At 41.9% G+C, this 707-nt stretch carries 1 protein-coding gene; it reads left to right on the top strand.

The window, feature by feature from the left end; translation table 11 throughout:
• Window positions 1–707 (top strand): Bgr_08870 family protein (locus ABD909_RS06955; RefSeq protein ID WP_345097235.1); only part of this gene is annotated, 707 nt, incomplete at both ends.

Genomic DNA, 707 nt, shown 5'->3' with positions numbered 1-707 from the left:
GAAAAAATAGACGAAAAAGCCCCTTTACAACATAAGCATAGGATGAGTGATGTGACGGGTCTAGAAAGCACTCTTAATGGCAAGATGGCAGCCGATAAAATCTTCACTTTTGCCGATTTAAGCGATATTGAAGGCGCTAAAGATGCAGCTAACAACTATGTGCTTTATAAATCAGGTAACAATAATTTTACCTTTGGTAGTGCCATCTCGCTGTTAGGCACCCATCAACATAAAACAGAAGATATCGTGGGGCTTGATGACTTTAGAGCCAAGATTAACGAAGATCTGACCAGCTATGGACGTCTAGCCAACCCAAATGAATGGCAAAATTACAACAAATTTACCAGCAAAGTTACTATGAACGGTGGTTTAGAGCTGTTGGGTAATTCGTCGTTTAGCCTTATCCATAATGGTGAAGTGATCACTAACTTAAGTACAATGGGAAGCTCGCTTAAAGGACCGCTGAAAATCGATGGTGAAGCTGTTTATACCAAAGCGCAAGTGGATAAATTAATAGCTTCATTAGTTAAAAAACCCGTCGAAATTCTTATGACAGAAAGTGGTCCTATTCCTTTTCCTGAAGGTGTTAGCGATGACACAGAGGTAGAAATATGGGCATGGGGCGGCGGCGGCAGTGGAGGGACTGGAGGTTGGTTAAAAAATACTTATAACGGCCGTACTACATATACCTACTACGGTGGCGGTGG

The sequence above is a fragment of the Bartonella acomydis genome (assembly GCF_039543025.1).
GTDB classification, from domain to species: domain Bacteria; phylum Pseudomonadota; class Alphaproteobacteria; order Rhizobiales; family Rhizobiaceae; genus Bartonella; species Bartonella acomydis.
This window is presented reverse-complemented; position numbering and strand designations above follow the sequence as displayed.